This is a genomic window from Streptomyces sp. NPDC059201 (assembly GCF_042754585.1).
In the GTDB taxonomy this organism is placed as follows: Bacteria; Actinomycetota; Actinomycetes; order Streptomycetales; family Streptomycetaceae; genus Streptomyces.
The window spans coordinates 727,415-747,830 of the sequence record NZ_JBHZBB010000003.1 but is presented as its reverse complement, the minus strand read 5'-3'; the positions used below and the strand labels follow the sequence as shown (position 1 = coordinate 747,830).

Genomic DNA, 20,416 nt, shown 5'->3' with positions numbered 1-20,416 from the left:
GACAGGGTGTTCGGGGCGGCTGTGCTCCGCATGGCCGTGCGGCGGGGGCGCTCCCGCTTCGCGTCAGCCCTCCCGTACGGCCAGGGCGAGGTAGCGGGCGTCCTCGTCCACGTACGCGTCGAGCCGCCAGCCGGCCTCGGCGAGGACGGGGCGCAGCCGGGGCTCGGCGCGGAGGTCGTCCGGGGTGATCCGCCGGCCGTGGCGGGCCGCGAGGGCGGCGCGCCCGATGGGGTGGAAGAGCGCGAGCCGGCCGCCCGGCCGTACCACCCGGGCCAGTTCGCGCAGGTCGGCGACGGGATCGGCGAGGTGGGAGACGAGTCCCGCGCCGAAGACCGCGTCGAGCCCGGCGTCCCGGAGCGGCAGCCGGCCGACGTCGGCGAGGAGGAGGACGCCGGCGCCGTCGGGGCCGCGGCGCCCCGCCCGTACCGCCTCGGCCAGCATCTCGGGGGTGAGGTCGGCGCCGATCACCGTCCCCGAAGGGCCGACGGCGGTACGCAGCGGGGGCAGCGCGCGGCCGGTGCCGCAGCCCGCGTCGAGCACGGAGTCGCCGGGGCGCAGGCCCATTTCGGCCACGGCGGCGGCGTAGGCGGGGCCGTCGTCGGGGAACCGGTTGTCCCAGTCGGCCGCGCGGGAGCCGAAGAACGCTCGGACATCTGTGGGGTCATCGCTCATGCGCTCATGATCGCCCACTCGCGCGGGTGAAGGTTCTGTGTGGACGGATGTGTGGACGTTCTGTGTGCACGTTCGAACGTCGCGCGATCGATCTGAAACTTCTCGCTGTCATATTCCAGCAGCTTTCGAAATGCGCCCCTGGTGCGCCCCCACGTGCGCACTAGCGTCCCCGAGTCATGGGACACCTGGACCACGCCACCTTCGGCTGGCTGACACCTGTGCTGTCGTACGCGATGGCCTGCATCGGCGCCGCCCTCGGGCTGCGCTGCACCGTACGCGCGCTCGACGCGACCGGCCGTTCGCGGCGGAACTGGCTGCTCACAGCGGCCTCCGCGATAGGCACCGGCATCTGGACGATGCACTTCGTGGCGATGCTCGGCTTCGGCGTCACCGGCACCGACATCCGCTACGACGTGCCTCTCACCATCCTCAGCCTCGTCATCGCGATGGGCGTCGTGGGCGTCGGCGTGTTCGCCGTCGGCTACGGACGCGACCACGTGCGATCGCTTCTGATCGGCGGGCTGACGACCGGGATCGGCGTCGCGAGCATGCACTACATGGGCATGTCCGCCCTCCGCCTCCACGGCACCGTGCACTACGACCCGGTGCTCGTCGCCCTCTCGGTCGTCATCGCGGTCGTCGCCGCGACCGCCGCACTCTGGGCGGCGCTCAACATCCACGCACCGATCGCGGTCGCGCTCGCCTCGCTCGTCATGGGAGCGGCCGTCAGCAGCATGCACTACACGGGCATGTCCGCGGTGGCCGTCGAGGTCGTCCCCTCCTCCGCGGACCTCCCCGGCGCGACGGTCATGCAGTTCATCTTCCCGCTCGCCGTCGGCCTCGGCTCGTACCTCTTCATCACCTCCGCCTTCGTGGCCCTCTCCCCGACCGCAGGAGAACGCGCCGCGTACGCCTCCGCCGAACGCCTCACCGAACCGGACGAGCGCGCGGTGGACGTAGCCCCGCCCGGCTACCGCGCCGCCCGCACCCCCCTCCGCACCCCGACCCCCTGACCCCCTGACCCTCTCCCACCCCACCCAGCCGGAACGAGCAGCCCATGCGACCTCCCCGCAAAAACCAGGACGCCGCCGCGCCCACGCCCCCGGCGACCCCGCGCGGTCGGCGCGCCCATGCCGGGCCGCCTGCTGACGAAGCGGAGGCGGGTGCGGTGGGGGTGGGGGCGGACGGAGGTGTGGGGCCTGAGAGCTGTCTGGGATCCGACGGTGGTCTGGGACCCGACGGTAGTCGGGGACCCGACAGCGGTCTGGGGCCTGACACCCGTCTGGGGGCCGACGCCCGTCTGGGACCCGATAGCCGTCTGGGGGCCGACGTTCGCCCGGGATCTGGCACCCGTCCCGGCCTTGACGCCCGCCCGAGCCTCGGTACCGGTCTCGGCGCTGACACCCGTCCCGGGTCCGACGCGCCCCCGGGACCTCACAGCCATCCGGGATCTGACGCCCGCTCGGGATCCGGCACCCGTCCCGGCCTTGACGCCCGTCCGGGCCTCGGCATCGGTCCGAGCCTCGGCACCGGTTCCGGCGCAGACACCCGTCCCAGCCACGGCGCTGGTCCCGGTCCGGACACCCGTCCCAGCCACGGCATCCGTCCCGGCTCTGGCGGCCCGGCGGGCGACGCTCAGCGTGGCGCCGCCCAAGCGGCCGAAGTCCGGCATGCCGACGACTGGCCGGCCGCCGCTCGTGCGACGACCGGCGCTCAGCCGTCCGACGCGGGAGAGGGCGTCTCCCCGCCCGCCCCCGCCCCCGCGCCCGCCCCCGAGGCCCGGCGGTGGGGCCTGCGGCCTCGTACCGTGCGTGCCAAGATCGTCTCGCTTCTCATGGTCCCGGTCGTCTCGCTTCTCGCCCTCTGGGGTTTCGCCACCGTCACGACCGCCCAGGACATGGCGAGGCTCCGCCAGCTTCAGCGCGTCGACGCCGACATACGCCAGCCCGTCTCCGCCACCCTCGCCGCCCTCCAGGACGAACGCCGGGCCGCCGTACGGCAGCTCGCCGCCCCGGGCGCCGCACGGGCCGCCGAGCTCAAGGATCGGATCCGCCGCACCGACGAGGCCGTCGCACGGCTCAAGCTCGGCGGCGGTCACACCGTCGCGGACTCCGGCGACCTGCCCGCCGACGTCGCCGACCGCGTCCGCGCCTTCGTCGGTGAGGTGCAGGGCCTCGCCCGCCTCCGCGTCGCCGCCGCCGACGGATCCGGCGACTGGGACCGGGTGTACGACGCGTACACGACCGCCGTCTCGGCCGGCTTCGCCGTCGGCGGAGCCCTCAGCGGTATCCAGGACACCGGACAGGGCTCCCACGCGCGCGTGCTCCTCGAACTCGCCCGCGCCGGCGAGATGCTGTCCCGCCAGGACGCCCTGCTCGGCTCCGCCCACCTCACCGGCCGCCTGACCGCCGCCCACCAGCGCGCCTTCACCGGCGCGGCCGAGACCCGGCGGACCCTCCTCGCCTCGGCCACCGGCGACCTGCCCCCGGCCGGCCGGGCCGCCTGGTCCCGGCTCGCGGACGGCACCGACCACGCCCGCCTCACCGACGCGGAGGACCGCGTCGCCCGCGCCGACGACGGCCGCCCCGCCGCCCAGGCCGCGCCCTCCGCCGACTGGGACCCCACCCTCGCCGCCGTACGCACAGCCCTCGCCGCCGTCGAGAACGACGCGCGCACCGCCGCGGCCGACGACACGGACCCCCTCGCGGGAGGCATCCTGAGCCCGGCGGGCGCGGCCGTCGTCCTCGGCCTGGTCGCCGTCGCCGCCTCCCTCGTCATCTCGGTACGCATCGGCCGCGGCCTCGTCGTCGAGCTGGTCAGCCTCCGCAACACCGCGCTCGGCATCGCCCGCCGCAAACTCCCGGCCGCGATGGGCCGGCTGCGCGCCGGGGAGGAGATCGACGTCCGGGCGGAGGCGCCGCCGGGGCCCGCGCCCCAGGACGAGATCGGCCAGGTCGGCGAAGCCCTCACCACCGTCCACCGGGCCGCCCTCTCCGCGGCCGTCGAACGCGCCGAACTGGCCAGCGGCATCTCCGGCGTCTTCGTCAACCTCGCCCGCCGCAGCCAGGTCCTCGTCCACCGCCAGCTCAACCTCCTGGACAGCATGGAGCGGCGCGCCGACGACCCCGGAGAGCTCGGCGACCTCTTCCGCCTCGACCACCTCACGACCCGCATGCGGCGCCACGCCGAGAGCCTGATCATCCTCTCGGGCGCCGCGCCAGGCCGCGCCTGGCGGATGCCGGTACCGCTGACGAACGTCGTCCGCGCCGCCGTCTCCGAGATCGAGGACTACGCGCGCGTGGAGGTGCGCGGGCTCCCCGAGACGGCCGTCGCGGGCGGCGCGGTCGCCGACCTCACCCACCTCCTCGCCGAACTCATCGAGAACGCCGCACAGTTCTCCCCGCCGCACACCAAGGTCCGGGTCAGCGGCGAACCCGTCGGCAACGGCTACGCCCTGGAGATCGAGGACCGGGGACTGGGCATGGGCAAGGACACCCTCGCCGAGGCCAACGCCCGCATCGCCCAGTCCGAGGCCCTCGACCTCTTCGACAGCGACCGCCTCGGCCTCTTCGTCGTCAGCCGCCTCTCCTCCCGCCACGCCGTCAAGGTGCACCTACGCCCGTCCCCCTACGGCGGCACCACCGCCGTAGTCCTCCTCCCCACCCCCCTCCTCCAACCCCCCGGCACAGCCCCGACACCCCTCGCGGCCACCACCTCACGCGAAGACACCCGAGCCGCACACGAACGCGAAGAGGCCCACCAAGCCGAACCCCGCCGCTTCGCCTCCAGCACCCCGCCACCTGCCCCAGGCGCCCCAAAACCCCTCGGTGACACCCCGACACCCCTCACAGACACCGCCTCACGCGCCGACAAGCGCACCGCACACGAACGCGAGGAAGCCCACCGCGCCGAACCCCGCCGCTTCGCCAGCCCCCCGGCCACCCCTCGTACCCCCGAGCCCGCCGCAGGCCCCCCGAGGCGCCTCGGGGCGACCCCGGCAAATCCCGCGGGCACTGCCTCGCGCGCCGACAAGCCCGCCGCGCTTGAGGGCGAGGAAGCCCACCGCGCCGGAGCCCGCCGCTTCGCCAGCCCCCCGGCTGGCCCCCGTACCCCCGAGCCCGCCACAGACGCCCCGAGGCCCCTCGCGGGCACTGCCTCGCACGACGACAAGCGCGCCGCGCGTGAGCACGAGGAGGCCCGCCGCGTCGAAGCCCGCCGCTTCGCCCGGCCCTCGGCCTCCCCCCGTACCCCCGAGTCTGCCGCGGACGCCCCGAAGCCCCCCGGTGAGAACCCGGCGACCCTCGCGGGCTCTGCCTCGCGCGGCGACGAGCGAGCCGCGCTTGAGGGCGAGGAGGCCCGCCGCGCCGAAGCCCGCCGCTTCGCTCGCCCCCCGGCCACGCTCCGTACCCCCGAGTCCGCCGATCCCCGCGACCTCGCGTTCGCCGCCGACCCCCGTACTCCTACGACCGAGCCTGACCTCCGCACCCCCGAGCCCCTCGCGGGCACCGCCTCGCGCGGCGACGAGCGAGCCGCACGTGAGCGCGAGGAGGCCCGCCGCGCCGAAGCCCGCCGCTTCACCCGGCCCTCGGCCTCCCCCCGTACCCCCGAGCCCGCCGCGGGCGCGCCCAAGCCCCTCGACGACTCCCCGAGCACGCCGGCGCAGGCCCCGGGCTCGCCAAACGCCGGTGGGGCCCCGCCGATCCCCCTCACGCCCCCGCGTCCCGGCGCCGGACGGGTGCCGGCGAGGCCACAGTCCCTGCCGCGCCCGGCGGCGGTTCCCGCACTCGGGCCGGGGGCCGGGATCGCCTCCGTACCCGCTGGAGTGACTCCCCTGCGGCCCCGAGGACACGTACTGCCGCCGCAGGCTCCGCCGGACCGGACGGGGCATGGCTCCGGTGTCGGTTCCGGCGAGTCCGACGGTGACAACGGACTGCCTCGGCGGATCCGGCAGGCGAGCCTCGTGCCGCAACTGCGGCAGGTGCCCGCGGCCGCCCCGGCCTTCGGTCCCGACGTCAGCGGTGGTCGGGAGCGGACGCCGGAGCAGGTGCGGGACCGGATGGCCGCGTACCGCGACGGCTGGGCGCGGGGCGGCGGCCCCGCCCCGGGGGTCCGGCGGCCTCTCGGCGGCGGCGCCCCCTCCGTGCGTACCGAGCCGCCGACCGCCCCGCACCCCTGCACGCGCCCGTACGGCGACACCGGGCCCGCGGAGGCACCCCGCGGCGCCGGCCACGACGCCCCGTACGCCCCCCGCAGCGACGCACGCGCGCGTACCGACCTCGGTCCGTACTTCGGCGCGCGCCCCAACCCGCCCCAGGACCCCCGATCCGAAGGAGACGACGCATGATCGACCACGAGAGGGTCTCCCACCACCGCTCCGGCGAACTCGACTGGCTCCTCGACGATCTGGTGACCCGGGTCCGTGAGGTCCGGCACACCGTGGTGCTCTCCGGCGACGGCCTTGCGGTCGGCGCCTCCAGCGGACTGAGCCGCGAGGACGCCGAACACCTCGCCGCCATCGCCTCCGGCTTCCACAGCCTCGCCAAGGGCGCCGGACGCCAGTTCCACACCGGCGGCGTCCGCCAGACGATGGTCGAGATGGACGACGGCTTCCTCTTCGTCGCCGCCGCCGGCGACGGCTCCTGCCTGGCCGTGCTCAGTTCCGTCAGCGCCGACATCGGCCTCATCGCCTACGAGATGGCCCGGCTCGTCAAGCGCGTCGGAGAGCACCTGCACACCCCGCCGCGCCTCACCATGACCCCACCGGCCGCCGGCTGACGGGAGACCACCCCCATGATCATGGACAGCACCGGCTGGGACAGTCGGGACGGCACCGGCACCGGCGGCGGCCCGCCCCCACCGGGCAGCCAGTGGTACGACGCCGACGCCGGCCCGCTCGTCCGGCCGTACGCGCTGACCGGCGGCCGCACCCGGCCCGGCCCCAGCAACGTCCGTTTCGACCTGATCGCCCTCGTGGTCGTCGACGACGACCCGCCGGGCCCGGCCGAGGAGGCCGTACTCGGCCCCGAACACCGCGCCCTGCTCTCCCGCTGCCGCTCCGAGACCCAGTCGGTGGCCGAACTCGCCGCCGACGCCGACCTCCCCGTGGGCGTCGTCCGCGTCCTCCTCGGCGACCTCCTCGAATCGGGCTTCGTACGCGTCAGCCGGCCCGTGCCGCCCGCCCAGCTCCCCGACGAACGCATCCTGAGAGAAGTGATCGATGGCCTACGAGCGCTCTGACAGCACCGGCGCGGACGGCGGCGCAGACACCGCTCTCGCCCTCAAGATCCTCGTCGCCGGCGGCTTCGGCGTCGGCAAGACCACCCTGGTCGGCGCGGTGAGCGAGATCCGCCCTCTACGCACCGAGGAACGGCTCAGCCGGGCCGGCGAACTCGTCGACGACACCGGGGGAGTGGACCGGAAGACCACCACCACCGTGGCCATGGACTTCGGCCGGATCACGATCCGCGCGGGCCTGTCCCTGTACCTCTTCGGCACCCCGGGGCAGGACCGCTTCTGGTTCCTGTGGGACGAGCTCTCGCAGGGCGCCCTCGGCGCCGTCGTCCTCGCCGACACCCGCCGTCTGGAGGACTGCTTCCCGGCGGTCGACTACTTCGAGCACCGGAAGATCCCCTTCGTGGTCGCCGTCAACTGCTTCGAGGGCGCCCGCTCCTACGGGGCGCAGGACGTGTCCCGCGCCCTCGACCTGGACCTGGGCACGCCCGTGGTGCTCTGCGACGCGCGCGACCGGGACTCCGGCAAGGAGGTTCTCATCAGGGTCGTCGAGTACGCCGGGCGGATGCACACCGCCCGGCTCCTCGACACGGTCGGCTGAACCGGCCGCCGTCCGGGGGAGGTCAGTCGGAGACGCCGCCCGCCGAGATCACCTTCTCGATCTTCACCCGGACCAGGAGTTCGCCCGGCACCCCGTTGCGGCGGCCGAACTCCTCGGCCCGGTCCTCGCCCATGTAGCGGCCGCCGATCAGCGTGGCCCACCGGACCAGCTCCGCCGGGTCCTCGCTCAGCTCGGCCCGGCCGCTCAGGGTGACGTACGAGAACGGCGGGGCGTCGTCGTCCACACAGAGCGAGACCCGGGCGTCGCGCGCGAGGTTGCGCCCCTTCACCGTGTCCTTCCCGGTGTTGAACACGAAGGAGTCGCCGTCGAGCACGAACCACACCGGTACGACGTGCGGGCCGCCGTCCGCTCGCACGGTCGCGAGCTTGCCGGTACGGGTGCCCAGGGACACGAAGGTCCGCCACTGTTCCTCGGTCATTTTCGTCATCTCCCCATCGTGCGGCACGCGGTGACCGTACGGCGGCACCTTGTACGGCACGCGGTGGCCGTACGGCGGCACCTCGTACGGCGCGCGGTGGTCGCCCGGCACACGGTGGTCGCACGGCGGCACACCGGGGTCGGTGGGGTGCTTGCCCTGTCCACGACAGTGCGTAAGGCTTGCCGCGACACGCGGTCCGTACGGCGCACGCGGGCACGGGGCCCGGCCGGAGCGACCGCACCGATCGAGGGGGAGGACCACCACATGGCGCTGGACAAGGGGCTCGACTGGCTCCTGGACGACCTGACCCGACGGGTCGGACCGATACGGCACGCACTGGTGCTGTCGAACGACGGACTGGTGACGGGCGCGAGCAGCGAACTCGCGCGGGAGGACGCGGAGCACCTGGCCGCCGTCTCCTCCGGCCTGCACAGCCTCGCGCGCGGTTCCGGCCGGCACTTCCGGGCCGGCCGGGCCCGCCAGACCATGGTCGAGTTCGACGAGGCCCTGCTGTTCGTGACGGCGGCCGGCGAGGGCAGCTGCCTCTGCGTGCTCAGCGACGCGGAGGCGGACGTCGGCCAGGTCGCGTACGAGATGACCCTGCTGGTCAACCGGGTCGGCGAGCACCTGAGCGTCTCCGCGCGGCAGCTGGGCGGACCCACCGTCTGACGGTTGTCCACAGGCGGTTGTCCACAGGCCGCACGCTTTTCGTCACTCTCCGTTATCTTCGTGGTGTCGGGTTCACAGGAGCCCGGACCGGTCGACAGGCCGGGGTGAGCCAGTGGAACGAGCGAGTGGGGGAGGCGGCGGACGCCATGACGGTGGACGAGACGACACGGACGGTGACAGCGGCCCGGGCCGCGGAAGAGCTGGAACTGAGGCGCGAAGAGTTCCGGCTCGCCGTCCGGATGGGGCTGATCAGGACCGTCCCGGTCCCGGGCGCGGACGCCGCGGTCCGGGACCGGGGAGGCGGCGGGGCGGCCGGCCGGGGCCAGGCGCCCGAGCGGCGCCCGGTCGAGCGCGCCGAGCTCGACCGGCTCAAGGCGGCGCCGGACTTCCCCGCCGGCCTCCGGGAGCGCGTGCGGGCCGTGGGCGCCGGGGAGGCGGCCGGACTCCTCTCCATCACCCCCGACCGGTTCGCCCGCCTGGCCCGCACGGGCCACCTGAGCCCGGTCCGCTTCTACCTCAACCGCTACCGCACGGTGATCTGGCTGTACGTGGCCGCCGAGGTCACCGCCTTCGGCGAGGAGCACCCCGCACTGCTCACCGGCCGGCTGCCCGCCGAGGTGCGCGAGCGGGAGGCCACGGGGGAGGACCTGCGGGCCAGGAACTGGCGCTCCCGCCACCTGAGCCTGCTGCTGCGCGGCACCGACGACCCGTGGGTCCGCGCGGCGGCGATCGCCTCGCTGCTCGACCCGGTCCAGATCGCGGAGGTCGTCGACGACCCCTACGAGCGCACCCATCTCGACCGGCTGCGCCCCGCGCCCCCGCCGGGCTTCCCGCTCGCGGGCGCGGCCCACGAGGTCGCCGACCGCCTGGTCCGCGCCGACGACCCCGACGAGATCCTGTGGCACCGGATGAGCCTCGCCCTCGCCCTGGACGAGGCCCGCGCCGACCGCCAGGCACCGTACCCGGGCGAGCGGCCACGACCGGCCCCGGATCCGGCCCCGGCCCCGGCCCCGGATCCGGATGCGGCCCCGGCTCCGGATGCGGTGGCGGGCCGTCCGCCCGGTCGCCCGCGGGGTGAGCGGGTGACGGGGCCGCCGGGGCGGGCGCCGCGCACCCGGCGCTCCGGGGTGTGGGCGCGTCTGCGGCGGTCGCTTCCCGGTCGGTCTGCCGCCGGCGCGGGGTGGGGTGAGCGGCGCGACTGGGGCTGAGGCGGCCGACGCGGCTGCGGGTGCGCCCGTGGAGGGCGGCGGTGACGATGGGGGCATGTTGCTGGCCCGTGTCGCCGAGGTCTCCCGGCAGGTCGCCGCCGACCCGGCGCGGTCGCGGAAGATCGCCCTGCTCGCCGAACTGTTCGCGGAGGCCACGCCCGAGGAGAGCCCGCTGGTCATCGCCTACCTCTCGGGTCGGCTGCCCCAGGGCCGTATCGGAGTCGGCTGGAGCACGCTCAAGCAGGTCGTCCCGCCCGCCGTGCCCCCGGCGGCCGCGCCGCGGCTGACCCTGGCCGACGTGGACGCGGCGATGGACGGCCTCGCGGGCGTGGCGGGACCCGGCTCCCAGGCGGAACGGGCGCGCAGGGTGCGGGAGTTGTGCGCCGCGGCGACGGTCGAGGAGCAGGAGCTGCTGGTGCGGCTGCTCTCCGGGGAGGTGCGGCAGGGGGCGCTCGACGCCATCGCGCTGGAGGGCGTCGCGAAGGCCGCCGCCGTGCCCGCCGGTGAACTGCGGCGCGCCGTGATGCTGGAGGGGTCGCTGCCGCCGGTGGCGCAGGCGGTCCTCGCGGAGGGGCTGTCCGCCCTCGACCGGTTCACGCTCCGGGTCGGCAGACCGGTGCAGCCGATGCTGGCGCACACGGCCGGCTCCGTCACCGAGGCGGTGGAGGCGCTGGGTCCGTGCGTGGTGGAGGAGAAGCTGGACGGCATCCGGATCCAGGTACATCGCGACGGGGAGGAGGTACGGGTCCACACGCGCTCGCTCGACGACATCACGGCTCGCCTGCCCGAGGTGGTGGCCGTCGTCCGGGAGGTGCCGTCGGAGTCGTTCATCCTCGACGGCGAGCTGATCGCCCTCGATCCCGGCACCGGACGTCCGGCCGCGTTCCAGTCGATCGCCGGGCGGGTCGGCTCCCGGACCGACGTGATCGGCGCCCGGGCCGCGCTCCCGCTCACCCCGGTCTTCTTCGACGTCCTCGCCGCGGACGGAGAGCCCCTCGTCGACCGCCCCGGCCGCGAGCGGCACGCGGTCCTCGCCCGCCTGCTGCCCGAGGACCGGCGGGTGCGCCGGGTCGAGGTGACGGCCCCCGACGACCCCGCGCAGCGGGAGGCGGCCGAGCGGTTCCTCACCGACACCCTGGCCCTGGGCCACGAAGGGGTCCTGGTCAAGGCCCTCGACGCTCCCTACGTGGCCGGCCGGCGCGGGCGCACCTGGCTCAAGGTGAAGCCCGTGCACACGGTCGACCTCGTCGTCCTCGCCGTCGAACGGGGCCACGGGCGCCGCACCGGCTATCTCTCCAACCTCCACCTGGGCGCCCGCGCGGCGGACGGCGGGCTCGTGATGCTGGGGAAGACCTTCAAAGGGCTCTCCGACGACATGCTCCGCTGGCAGACCGACCGCCTCACGGAGCTGGCCGTCGAGGACGACGGCTACACCGTGACCGTACGGCCCGAACTGGTGGTGGAGATCGCCTACGACGGCCTCCAGCGCTCCACCCGCTACCCCGCCGGCATCACCCTCCGCTTCGCCCGCGTCCTTCGCCACCGGCCCGACAAGCCGGCGTCCGAGGCCGACACCGTCGAGACGCTCCTGGCCGGCGGCTGAGGGCGGCCGGGCGGGAGCCGTCGACGTACCGGGAGCGGAGGGGGATGCTGGAAGAGTGCCACGCGGGCCGCGAGGAGATGAGCGACGTGTACGACTTGCACATCGACACCGACGTCAGTGTCCAGCTGAGCGACTGCCGCCAGGAGGACGCCCGGGCCGTCTTCGACGTCCTCGACCGCTACTACCAGCTGGAGGACGTGGAGACCGCTCCGCCGGCGGGCGGGGGACCGGTCACCACCGTGTGGATGGCCACCTTCGACACCTCCGGCGGCCGGCGCGAGGAGACGCCTCCCCCTCGGCTCGACGGCAAGGTCGTCGCCCTGCTGACCGGCGGCTATCACGCCGTCGGCGAGGTCGAGAAGGTGCTCGCCGCCGACTTCGCCATCGAGTCCCTCCAGGCGGTCTCGGGCGACCAGGAGACCGAGGCACGGCTGCTCCTCGCCTCCCGCTGAGCGGCGGCGAGGGCGGCGTCACCTGACACCCCGGGCGGAGCGGACGGACCCCGCCCGGGGCTCCGTCGTGCCCGGAGGGGGAGACGAGGGGGAGGAGAGGGGGAGAACAGGGGGGGCGACGAGGGTCCCCGACCGGAAGGGGAGACCCCCCTTCCGACCCCGGTATACACCGTGTGTAGAGTTCACGGCGGCCATTCGGCGCACGCGTCCTGACCAGGCGCGGGCGTGGCCGCATCGCACACGAAACCGGGGAAAGCGGGTACCACCATGTTCCGATCCAGTCTGGGCCGCCGCGGTGGGAGGACCGCCGTCGTGCTCGCCGCCGCCACCCTCATGCTCACCCTCGGCGGCTGCGGCGTGGACCCGATCACCCCGCAGGCGGCGCGGGCCGAGTCGGGAGGCGACGACAAGCTGGGCGCGGAGCCCCGCCGGGTCGACTGCGCCCGGGTGAAGTGCATCGCGCTCACCTTCGACGCCGGGCCGGGCAAGGACACCCCGCACCTCCTCGACGTCCTCAAGGAGAAGCAGGTCCCCGCCACCTTCTTCCTCCTCGGCCACAAGCACGTCGACCGCTACCCGAAGGTCGTCCGGCGCATCGCGGACGAGGGGCACGAGGTGGCCAACCACACCTGGTCCCACCGCATCCTCACCGACCTCGACGAGGCCGAGATACGCGAGGAGCTGTCCCGCACCCAGGACGCCATCGAGAAGATCACCGGCCGTAAGCCGGTCCTCATGCGCCCGCCCCAGGGCCGCACCGACTCGACCGTCAGCGACGTCAGCCGCGAACTCGGCCTCGCGCAGGTCCTCTGGAGCATCACCGCCAAGGACTACTCCACGACCGACTCCGCCCTGATAGAGGAGCGCGTTCTCACCCAGGCGCACCGGGACGGCATCATCCTGCTCCACGACATCTACGACGGCACCGTCCCCGCCGTCCCCGAGATCATCGACGAGCTCCAGCGCCGCGGCTACACCTTCGTCACCGTCCCCGAACTCCTCGCCCCCGGCACCGCCCGCGCCGGCGCCGTCTACCGGCCCGAGAAGGACTGACCGCCGCCACCCCCTCCGGCCCGCGCGCGACGGGTGAGCCGACTCACACCCTTTCTCCCGGAGCGTCCGGAACATTCGGCAGGGATTCACCGTTCTTCTGTATGTGACGCCGAAGGGGTCCGGTCCCCAGGTCCCCCCCTAGAGGTGACCGCTCTTCGCACGTCACGGTGAGTGGCCCCGGCTGGAATCCCCCGTCCAGCCGGGGCTCCGCCATGTCCGGGGGCGGCTCGCGCACGGCGCCCGCAGGGCGCGCGCGACGGCGCGTTCGACCCGTTCGAGTGAGCTCGCGCATGGGCGCCCTCGTCACGGGCAGTGATGGTTCGGGCCGGCCGACGATCATCCTCCGGCCCGCCGACCAGGCACCGCGCCACCGCGCGAAGGGGGACCCATGCCGCTCGCCACCACACCGCTCGCCCGCCGCGCCCTAACCACCGCCGCAGCCGCCCTGGCCCTGCTCTCCGGATGCACCTCCATCCGGCCCGACGTGCCAGGACAGCCCACCGTCCCGACCGCGCGCGCCGAGCAGGACGCCCTCCTCAAGGCCGCGGAGCGGCGGCTCGTCGACGACTGCCTCGCCGGGCACGGCATCCGCGCCCCCGCCGAGCCGCGCGCCCCCGCCCAGGACCAGGCCCTCCAGGTCGCCCTCTTCGGAACAGGACCCCGCGAACTCTCCGTGACGCTCGCCACCGGCGCCACCGTCACCGCCCACAGCGACGGCTGCCTCGCCGCCGCCCAGCACCGGCTCTACGGCGACCAGCACCGCTGGTTCCGCGTCCAGGTCGTCGTCGACAACCTCCGCGTGGAGGCCCAGGCCCGCTACCGCGACGATCCCGCCCACCAGGCCGCCCTCGCCCGCTGGACCGCTTGCGTCGCGCCGCCCGGCACCCCCCGGCCCGAGACCCCCGCCACGGAGGACTCCGCCCGCTGCGCGCGGGAGACCGGCCTCGACGAGACCCGCGCCCGTCTGGAGCGCGCCGAGCTGACCGAGGTGCGCGCCCTGCACCGCGACGAGCTCGCCACCTACCGGCAGTTGCGCGACCGCGCGCTGCTGCGGGCGGTCCAGCTGCCCGCACCCACCCCACCACCGAAAGGCAACGCCGCCTCGTGAAGCGCTTCCTGGCCACCACGGCCGCCGCCCTGTTCGTCCTCACCACCGGCCTCGCCGCCGCCGGCTCCGCCACCGCCGCCGAATGCCCCTCCGGACACTTCTGTGTCTGGCAGGACGCGAACTTCGGCGGCCAGCGGGCCAACTGGAGCGGTGACGACGGCTGGTGGGAGAGCTGGATCTCCGACACCGACTCCTCGTGGGCCAACCACGGCATCTCCGGCCCCGGCATCAAGGACCACGTGCGGGTCTACGAGAGCGCCTGGCAGGGCGGCAGCATGACCATCTGTCTCGCCCCCGGGCAGGAGGTGGGATACAGCGGCGCGGCCAACGACGCCGGCGACTCCCACATCTGGGCGACCGGCTGCTGACCCCGTCCGCCCCGGGCCCGGCCCCGACCCCCACGCCGTCCCCGGGTCCGGCGCGCCCCCGTCAGGGGGTGCGCCGGGCTCCCGGGTGGCGCAGCGCCGAGGCCAGCATCAGTCCGGCGCCTCGGACCACGCTGGTCGCCGGGTCGTTGGCCAGCCGGACCCGGCCGCGCAGCACCTGCGCGAGCCGCGCGGTCACGTCCAGCCGGAGCGCGCCGCCGCCGGTCACCAGGACCCCGCGGCGCAGCGCACCGCGCACCGCGCCGGTGCCGTCCTCGCGCCACATGTCGCTCACCATGTCGGCGGCCGTGCCCGCCACCGCGTCCGGCACCCCGCCGTGCGCCGGCAGGTCGTCCACGCCGAGTTCCGCGAGCCGGGCGTCCTGCACCTGTCCGTCCACGACGAGCGTGACCTCGGTCAGCCGGGCGCCGAGGTCGACCACGAGCAGCGGACCGCCTCCGGGCGGCGCCGCGTAGGCGGCGGCGGCCCGGGCGCTGTCGACGGCGATCACCCGGACCGGGCCGAGACCCGCGACGACCCGGCGGGCCGCCTCGCGCTCCGCCGGGGCGGCGAGCACCGGATGGGTCAGCATCACGACGGTGTCGTGGCTCTCCCCGCCCGGGGCGGAGGCGGCGAGCCGCTGGAGGAGCAGCAGCTGGGAGGAGTCGTCCGCCACCCGGCCGCGCAGGACCGCGGTGCTCGGCACGTCCGCGAAGACGCCCGCCCCCGGGGCCCAGGCCCGCGTCCGTGAGCTGCCGATGTCGAGGGCGATCCCCCGTACCGGCCGCCGCTCGTCCAGGTGGGTGCCGCCCGCTCCGTACGATCCCATCGCTTCCGTCCATTTCCCTGTCGGCCCACTGAATACGAGGCCGATCCGCGCCCACACTATGCAGGATCCGCAGCGGGAACGCCACGGTGCTTCAGGATCGAAGGATCATGGAGGGGGAGGCTCCCCGGGTCAGGCCGCGGCGCCCAGCCAGAGGTCCGGTCCGAAGACCTCGTAGTGGACGTCGGCGGCGGCGACGCCGGAGGCGACGAGGTCGCCGCGGACGGTCCGCAGGAAGGGGAGCGGGCCGCAGAGGTATGCGTGCGTGCCGGCCGGCAGCTCCAGCGCGCGCACGTCGGCGCGGCCCTCGCGCGCGCCGGACGCGCCCGGCTCCTCGTACCAGAGGTGCAGGCTGCCCTCGGGGAGCCGTCCGACCAGCTCGCGCAGCTCCTCGGCGTGGGCGTGCGCCTCGGGGGAGCGGTCGGCGTGCACGACGACGACCGGGCGCCGGGCGCCGGTGGCGGCCAGGTGGTCGAGCATGGCGAGCATCGGGGTGCTGCCGATGCCGGCGGAGGCGAGCAGCAGCGGGCCGTCGCCCTCGGGCAGCACCAGGTCGCCGAAGGGCGCGGAGACCTCCAGGACGTCACCGGCCGCCGCGTGCGCGTGGAGCTGGTTCGAGACCTCGCCCGCCGGGTCGCCGTCGACCCGCTTGACCGTGATCCGCCAGGCGGGACGGCCGGGGGCGGAGGAGAGGCTGTACTGGCGGATCTGGTGGGCGCCGTCCGGCAGGGCGACGCGGACGCTCACGTACTGGCCGGGTCGGAACGGCGGCAGCGGCGAGCCGTCCGGGTCGGTGAGCACGAGGGAGACGGTGTCCGCGGTCTCCTCGCGTCGCTCGGAGATCCGCACCGGGCGCCAGACCTCGCCGCCCTCGACGCCCGCCTCCTGGTAAAGGCGGTTCTCCAGGGCGATGAGCGCGTTCGCCATCAGCCAGTAGACCTCGTCCCACGCCTGGGCGACCTCGGGGGTGACGGCCTCGCCGAGCACCTCGACGATCGCGGCGAAGAGGTGCTCGTGCACGACCTTGTACTGGCCGGCCGTGACACCGAGAGAGGCGTGCTTGTGGGCGATGCGGGAGAGCAGCGTGTCGGGGCGGGTGTCCGGGTGCTCCAGGAGCGCGACGGCGAAGGCGGCTATGGAGCCGGCCAGCGCCTTGCGCTGGTCGCCGTTGGCCTGGTTGCCCCGGTTGAAGAGGTCGCGCAGCAGCTCGGGGTGGGCCTCGAAGAGCCGCCCGTAGAAGCGCTCGGTGATCTGGTCGAGCGCTCCGCCGACGGCGGGCAGCGTGGCGCGGACGACGGGTACGGCCTGCTCGGACAGCATCGGAACTCTCAATCTGGTAGATGATCTGCGTATTTAAAGCGAAGCGGAACCCCGCGCGGCGCGGGCCGCCGGGGGTGCGCGGGTCAGGAAGGGGAGCGCGGTGTGAGGGAGAGCAGCACGGGACCCGTCGGCGACCGCACGAGATCGGCGACCGTCAGCGGGTCGAGCGTGCGGTAGAAGGCGTCCTGCGCCTCCCGCAGCGCCCCGCGCAGCCGGCAGGCCGCCCGTAGCGGGCACGGCGGATCGGCCTCGCAGCCGACGACCTCCTCCTCGCCCTCCAGTGTCCTGGTCAGCCAGCCCACCGAGGAGCGCCGGCCGAAGTCCGTCAGTGCGAGCCCGCCCCCGCGGCCGCGCCGGGCCTCCACCACGCCGAGGTGCTGGAGCCGGGTGACCACCTTCGCCATGTGGGCGTGCGGCACCGCCATCTCCTCCGCCACCACGCGCGTGGTGACGGGCTCCTCGTCGTCGGTGACCGCCAGGCGCATCACGGCGCGCAGGGCCAGGTCGGTGAACTTGGTCAACCTCACCATCCGACCGTATCAAAGCGGTATCCCGGACTCGCATTAAGGGTGCGTCGTCCGGGATACCGGGTCCCGCCGGGGGGCGGGGGTGGTGCGGGGTGGGAGCGGTCAGGCGAGGACCTTGGCCTTCGCCTGCTGGAACTCCTCCTCGGAGATCGAGCCCTTCGCCTTCAGGTCGGCGAGCCGGGCCAGTTCGTCGGTGGCGCTCGGGGCGCCGCCCGCGGCGGCCTGGGTGCCGGCCGTCTGACGGATGTACTCCTGGAAGCGGGCCTCGGCCGCCTGGGCCTGCTTGGCGTCGCGCTGACCCATGCCCTTGCCGCGGGCGATGACGTAGACCAGCACACCGAGGTAGGGCAGCAGGATGCAGAAGATCAGCCAGCCGGCCTTGCCCCAGCCGCTGAGCTCGTGGTCGCGGAAGATGTCGGCGATGACCTTGAAGAGCAGGAACAGCCACATGATCCAGAGGAAGAACCACATCATCGTCCAGAAGACGTTCAGGAGGGGGTAGTCGTCCATTCCTGCACACTCCGTTCCCCGCCGGCCGGGAGGCCGCGCGTTGGAGCGAGTCTCACCCGTCCGGCCCGCGCCCGCATGTCGTGGCCGCCCGCTCCCGCCCGGCGTGCGGGCCCGCGGCCGCCGTGTTCGCATGGAGATCCCGTACGCGGACGGCGGCCCACGGGGACGACGAGGAGCGGAGTGTCATGGGACCGGTGGAATGTGTGGTGCTCGCCTTTCCTGGCGAGCGGCTGAAGGTCGCGGCCGTCGCCGCGCTCGCCGACCTCCGCAAGGAGGGGCAGGTCCGGCTGATCGACTCGCTCGTGGTCGTGAAGTCGCCGGCCGGGGACGTCGCCACCTCCGAACTCGTCGAGTACGACGAGTACGAGGACGCCACGGCGGAGATCGGCCCCGAGGCGAACCTGCTCGGCCCGGAGGACGCGGCCGAGGTGGCCCAGTCGCTCGAACCGGGCTCCTGCGCCCTGATGCTGCTGGTCGAGCACATCTGGGCCGCGCGGGCCACCGAGGCGATCCGCGAGGCGGGCGGCCGCGTCGCGGCCAGGGTGCCCATCCCCGACACCTATGTGGAAGAGGCCAGGACCGCCTACCAGGAGGCGGTCGCCGCGGCCGCCGGAAGGAGCTGAAGCCGCGTGTTCATGCGACGCCGCCCCCTCGTCCGCCCGGTGATCCGCCCCGCGGGCGCCCCGCTGCTGCGCGGCGCCCTCGTCGGCGGAGCCGCGTACGCCGCCGGCCGCAGCGCCGCGCGGGCCTCCCGCCGCGAGCAGGACCAGGAGCAGGCCATCGCCGACCTCCAGTCCCAGCAGGCGCCACCGCCCCCGATGGCACCCCCGCCGCCGCAGGCCGCGCCGGCGCCCCAGCCCGCCGCCCAGGCCCCCGCCGGGGGCCTCACGGAACAGCTGGCCCGGCTCGGCGAACTCGCCCAGCAGGGACTGCTCACCCCCGAGGAGTTCGCCGCGGCCAAGGCCAAACTCCTCGGCGTCTGAGCCCCGGCGAAAGAGCCGGTCAGGAGGTCCGCAGCGCCGCCAGCGCGGCCAGCGCGCGGTCCGCGTGGGCACTCATCCGCAGCTCGCTGCGGACGACCTCCTTGATCCGCAGGTCCTGCCCGATCACGAACGTCACGCGCTTCGTCGGGGCCAGCGAGAAGCCGCGCCGCACGCCGAAGCGCTCCCGCACAGTGCCCTCGGGGTCGGAGAGCAGCGGATAGCCGAGCGAGTGCCGCTCGGTGAACTCCCGCTGCCGCTCCACCTCGTCACCGCTGACGCCCACGGGCAGCGCGCCCGCCGCGCGGAACTCGCCGGCCAGGTCGCGGAAGTGGCACGCCTCGGCGGTGCAGCCGGGCGTCATCGCCGCCGGGTAGAAGAAGAGGACGACCGGCCCCTCGGTGAGCAGTCCGGAGAGGGAGCGCGAGGCGCCGGTCTCATCCGGAAGGGTGAAGTCCTCGACGAGATCGCCGACGTTCATGGGGTCCGCCCCTTCGTCGGGCGCACCGGCCTCCGGGCGTCCGCCCGTTCCGTACCCGCCGGACTCCCCGGCGGGCTACCCGAAGGTTCTACCGCAGGGTAGGAGTCGGCGTCACCCCGCTGCCGCCCAGGCCCGCGGCGATCCGCGCGTCCAGGACCTCCAGCACCCGCTCGCTCCAGCGGAGGTTCTCCTCCTCAAGCAGCCGCCCGCGCATCAGCGTCAGATACGGCCCGACGCGCTCGGACTCGCGCAGATACGTCTCTTCGTCCCGGCCGCCGAGCAGCCACTCCCGCAGCCGGTCGTAGCGCGCCAGCTTGTCCCGGGAGACGTCCATGCGCCGGGCCACGAAGCCCCGTACGGCCCGGGTGTCACCGCCGTCGCACGCCTGCACCTGCACCATCAGCTCGTCGCGCACGGCGGTCGGCCGCGGCGCCACGGAGGTGAAGGAGTCGAGGTCGCGCCGGCCCTCCGGGGTGAGGCTGAACATCCGCTTGTTCGGGCGCCGTTCCTGCTCGACCACCCGCGCGGTGATGAGCCCGGCCTCCGAAAGCCGGTCGAGCTCGCGGTACAGCTGCTGGGGGGTGGCGGCCCAGAAGTTGGCGACGGACACGTCGAAGATCTTGGCGAGGTCGTATCCGGATGCCTCACCCTCCAGGAGAGCTGCGAGGACGGCGTGTTTGAGCGACATCCGGACACGCTAGCAGTCCGTTGAATAGTTTCCTCCGCACCTAATCAACGGACGGAGCAGCCGCGGTTCGTACGTCCTGCCTGGCACCCCGCCCGGTGCCTGCCTAGGCTGGATCACCACGACACCAAGGGGGAGACGACCGGGGGCCGGAGGAGCGAGCAGCACCATGGACAGCGACGCGTACGTCTACACCAGCTACATCAGGACAACCCCGGACGAGCTCTGGAAGGCGCTCACCGAGCCGGAACTCACCCGGCGCTACTGGGGCGTGGCCTTCGAGACGGAGTGGACCCCCGGCGCGCCGATGGTCTGGGAGGAGGGCGACCGCAGGACCGCCGACCCCGAACAGGTCGTCGTCGAGGCCGTCCCGGGCCGCCGGCTCGCCTACACCTGGCACACCTTCACCCCCGAATGGGCGAAGGCCGTCGGACTCGACGACGAGGTGTACGCACTCCTGTCCCGCGAGCGCCGGTCCACCGTCGCCTACACCGTCGAACCCTCCGGCGACATGGTCCGGTTCACCGTCACCCACGACGGCCTGGAGCCGGACGGCATCATGCGGGGACTCATCGGGGAGGGCTGGCCCGCGATCGTCTCCAGCCTGAAGTCGCTCCTGGAGACCGGCGAGGAGCTTCCCGAACCGCCCCGCTGACCCATTCGAGTCGTCTCCCGGCCCTCTCACC

23 protein-coding genes are annotated in these 20,416 nt (G+C 74.5%); 15 read left to right on the top strand and 8 right to left on the bottom strand.

Annotated elements, in window-relative coordinates:
* Positions 1 to 63 precede the first annotated feature (63 nt).
* A complete protein-coding gene (locus ACFXMG_RS13675; protein WP_383817950.1) occupies positions 64 to 672 on the bottom strand; it encodes a class I SAM-dependent methyltransferase in 609 nt (202 codons plus the stop codon).
* 176 nt (positions 673 to 848) lie between these two features.
* On the opposite strand from ACFXMG_RS13675, the gene ACFXMG_RS13670 reads away from it, so the two are divergent.
* The 5 genes from ACFXMG_RS13670 (at position 849) to ACFXMG_RS13650 (ending at position 7,504) form a co-directional block, all read left to right on the top strand.
* Complete coding sequence (locus ACFXMG_RS13670) at positions 849 to 1,685, top strand: MHYT domain-containing protein (protein ID WP_383817949.1); 837 nt, start codon at positions 849 to 851, stop codon at positions 1,683 to 1,685.
* Between the two features lie 794 nt (positions 1,686 to 2,479).
* Positions 2,480 to 6,016, top strand: coding sequence for a nitrate- and nitrite sensing domain-containing protein (locus tag ACFXMG_RS13665; protein ID WP_383817948.1), 3,537 nt, complete (start codon positions 2,480 to 2,482; stop codon positions 6,014 to 6,016).
* Positions 6,013 to 6,447 (top strand): roadblock/LC7 domain-containing protein, encoded by a 435-nt coding sequence (locus ACFXMG_RS13660; RefSeq protein WP_383817947.1) that lies wholly within the window; start codon positions 6,013 to 6,015, stop codon positions 6,445 to 6,447. Before ACFXMG_RS13665 ends, ACFXMG_RS13660 begins: the two co-directional genes overlap by 4 nt.
* Before the next feature lie 21 nt (positions 6,448 to 6,468).
* A complete protein-coding gene (locus tag ACFXMG_RS13655; protein WP_383818035.1) occupies positions 6,469 to 6,909 on the top strand; it encodes a DUF742 domain-containing protein in 441 nt (146 codons plus the stop codon).
* Positions 6,890 to 7,504, top strand: a complete 615-nt coding sequence (locus ACFXMG_RS13650; protein WP_383817946.1) for an ATP/GTP-binding protein — start codon at positions 6,890 to 6,892, stop codon at positions 7,502 to 7,504. The genes ACFXMG_RS13655 and ACFXMG_RS13650 overlap by 20 nt, the downstream gene beginning before the upstream one ends.
* Positions 7,505 to 7,526: 22 nt before the next feature.
* On the opposite strand, the gene ACFXMG_RS13645 is transcribed toward ACFXMG_RS13650, so the two are convergent.
* On the bottom strand, positions 7,527 to 7,952 hold the full coding sequence (locus ACFXMG_RS13645; protein WP_383817944.1) for a PPOX class F420-dependent oxidoreductase: 426 nt from the start codon (positions 7,950 to 7,952) through the stop codon (positions 7,527 to 7,529).
* Between the two features lie 255 nt (positions 7,953 to 8,207).
* Between ACFXMG_RS13645 and ACFXMG_RS13640 the strand changes: the two genes are divergently transcribed.
* The 7 genes from ACFXMG_RS13640 (at position 8,208) to ACFXMG_RS13610 (ending at position 14,404) form a co-directional block, all read left to right on the top strand.
* The gene (locus ACFXMG_RS13640; protein ID WP_383817942.1) at positions 8,208 to 8,612 is read left to right on the top strand and encodes a roadblock/LC7 domain-containing protein; all 405 of its coding nucleotides are present in this window, start codon (positions 8,208 to 8,210) and stop codon (positions 8,610 to 8,612) included.
* Between the two features lie 104 nt (positions 8,613 to 8,716).
* Positions 8,717 to 9,820, top strand: a complete 1,104-nt coding sequence (locus tag ACFXMG_RS13635) for a DUF6397 family protein (protein WP_383817940.1) — start codon at positions 8,717 to 8,719, stop codon at positions 9,818 to 9,820.
* A gap of 55 nt (positions 9,821 to 9,875) precedes the next feature.
* Positions 9,876 to 11,423 (top strand): ATP-dependent DNA ligase, encoded by a 1,548-nt coding sequence (locus ACFXMG_RS13630; RefSeq protein ID WP_383817938.1) that lies wholly within the window; start codon positions 9,876 to 9,878, stop codon positions 11,421 to 11,423.
* A 44-nt stretch (positions 11,424 to 11,467) separates the two neighbouring features.
* Positions 11,468 to 11,875: a hypothetical protein gene (locus ACFXMG_RS13625; protein ID WP_383817936.1), complete on the top strand. Its 408-nt coding sequence runs from the start codon at positions 11,468 to 11,470 to the stop codon at positions 11,873 to 11,875.
* A gap of 267 nt (positions 11,876 to 12,142) precedes the next feature.
* Complete coding sequence (locus ACFXMG_RS13620; protein ID WP_383817934.1) at positions 12,143 to 12,928, top strand: polysaccharide deacetylase family protein; 786 nt, start codon at positions 12,143 to 12,145, stop codon at positions 12,926 to 12,928.
* Positions 12,929 to 13,316: 388 nt separating this feature from the next.
* Positions 13,317 to 14,036, top strand: a complete 720-nt coding sequence (locus ACFXMG_RS13615) for a hypothetical protein (RefSeq protein ID WP_383817933.1) — start codon at positions 13,317 to 13,319, stop codon at positions 14,034 to 14,036.
* On the top strand, positions 14,033 to 14,404 hold the full coding sequence (locus tag ACFXMG_RS13610) for a peptidase inhibitor family I36 protein (RefSeq protein ID WP_383817931.1): 372 nt from the start codon (positions 14,033 to 14,035) through the stop codon (positions 14,402 to 14,404). The genes ACFXMG_RS13615 and ACFXMG_RS13610 overlap by 4 nt, the downstream gene beginning before the upstream one ends.
* A gap of 61 nt (positions 14,405 to 14,465) precedes the next feature.
* On the opposite strand, the gene ACFXMG_RS13605 is transcribed toward ACFXMG_RS13610, so the two are convergent.
* The 4 genes from ACFXMG_RS13605 to ACFXMG_RS13590 all read right to left on the bottom strand — a co-directional run bounded on the left by ACFXMG_RS13605 (position 14,466) and on the right by ACFXMG_RS13590 (position 17,584).
* The gene (locus ACFXMG_RS13605) at positions 14,466 to 15,230 is read right to left on the bottom strand and encodes a rod shape-determining protein MreC (protein ID WP_383817929.1); all 765 of its coding nucleotides are present in this window, start codon (positions 15,228 to 15,230) and stop codon (positions 14,466 to 14,468) included.
* A 129-nt stretch (positions 15,231 to 15,359) separates the two neighbouring features.
* A complete protein-coding gene (locus ACFXMG_RS13600) occupies positions 15,360 to 16,547 on the bottom strand; it encodes a globin domain-containing protein (RefSeq protein ID WP_383817927.1) in 1,188 nt (395 codons plus the stop codon).
* Between the two features lie 83 nt (positions 16,548 to 16,630).
* A complete protein-coding gene (locus ACFXMG_RS13595) occupies positions 16,631 to 17,074 on the bottom strand; it encodes an RrF2 family transcriptional regulator (RefSeq protein WP_383817925.1) in 444 nt (147 codons plus the stop codon).
* A 102-nt stretch (positions 17,075 to 17,176) separates the two neighbouring features.
* Positions 17,177 to 17,584 (bottom strand): SHOCT domain-containing protein, encoded by a 408-nt coding sequence (locus ACFXMG_RS13590; protein WP_383817923.1) that lies wholly within the window; start codon positions 17,582 to 17,584, stop codon positions 17,177 to 17,179.
* 185 nt (positions 17,585 to 17,769) lie between these two features.
* Here ACFXMG_RS13590 and ACFXMG_RS13585 point away from each other — a divergent pair, with 185 nt between their 5' ends.
* The gene (locus ACFXMG_RS13585) at positions 17,770 to 18,207 is read left to right on the top strand and encodes a DUF6325 family protein (RefSeq protein ID WP_383817922.1); all 438 of its coding nucleotides are present in this window, start codon (positions 17,770 to 17,772) and stop codon (positions 18,205 to 18,207) included.
* Between the two features lie 12 nt (positions 18,208 to 18,219).
* Entirely contained in the window at positions 18,220 to 18,567 is a 348-nt protein-coding gene (locus ACFXMG_RS13580) for an SHOCT domain-containing protein (RefSeq protein WP_383818034.1), read from the top strand.
* A 19-nt stretch (positions 18,568 to 18,586) separates the two neighbouring features.
* Here ACFXMG_RS13580 and ACFXMG_RS13575 read toward each other — a convergent pair whose 3' ends face one another.
* Both ACFXMG_RS13575 and ACFXMG_RS13570 read right to left on the bottom strand, forming a co-directional pair.
* Positions 18,587 to 19,045 carry a peroxiredoxin gene (locus ACFXMG_RS13575; RefSeq protein WP_383817920.1) on the bottom strand — a complete coding sequence of 153 codons (459 nt, stop codon included), beginning with the start codon at positions 19,043 to 19,045 and terminating at the stop codon, positions 18,587 to 18,589.
* An 88-nt stretch (positions 19,046 to 19,133) separates the two neighbouring features.
* A complete protein-coding gene (locus tag ACFXMG_RS13570) occupies positions 19,134 to 19,733 on the bottom strand; it encodes a PadR family transcriptional regulator (protein ID WP_383817919.1) in 600 nt (199 codons plus the stop codon).
* A 166-nt stretch (positions 19,734 to 19,899) separates the two neighbouring features.
* Here ACFXMG_RS13570 and ACFXMG_RS13565 point away from each other — a divergent pair, with 166 nt between their 5' ends.
* Positions 19,900 to 20,385, top strand: coding sequence for an SRPBCC family protein (locus ACFXMG_RS13565; RefSeq protein ID WP_383817917.1), 486 nt, complete (start codon positions 19,900 to 19,902; stop codon positions 20,383 to 20,385).
* Positions 20,386 to 20,416 lie beyond the last annotated feature (31 nt).